The sequence below is a fragment of the Vicingus serpentipes genome (assembly GCF_007993035.1).
GTDB lineage: Bacteria > Bacteroidota > Bacteroidia > Flavobacteriales_E > Vicingaceae > Vicingus > Vicingus serpentipes.
On the sequence record NZ_VOOS01000024.1, the window covers coordinates 1 to 480 of the forward strand.

Annotated in this window: 1 protein-coding gene; it reads right to left on the reverse strand. The window is 37.1% G+C overall.

The features are described 5' to 3' along the window. Positions 1–480 (reverse strand): SprB repeat-containing protein (locus FRY74_RS12795; protein WP_189765283.1); only part of this gene is annotated, 480 nt, incomplete at both ends.

Below are 480 nucleotides of genomic sequence, written 5' to 3' on the forward strand. Positions count from 1 at the left end.
GATCACTCCATAAATAAGTATAAGGGAAAATACCATTATTCTCTGAAACAGTAGCTGATCCATTATTCCCCCCAAAACAAGACACGTCAATTCCTGACACATTGATTGTAAATAATGCAGGATCAACTAAATCAACGTTAGTAACCTCTGTACAATTATTTGCATCTGTAACAAGAATAGAATATCCGCCGGCTAATGCTGGTAAATTATATATCGTATCATTATTTAATGCTGGATTTGAATTCCATTCATATGAATAAGGCATCACTCCTCCTTGTGCATTAACCCATACTGACCCATCTGCCGAATCTGTACATGATGGATTTATTCCTCCCGAAGTGATTGCTAAAACTGAAGGTTCTGTAATGTTAGCTGGTGAAGAAATAACACATCCATTTGTATCAGTCACTGTAACAATATAACCTCCTGCATTCAAGTTAGTTGCTTCAGGTGTAGTTTGGTTTGCACCATCATCCCAAG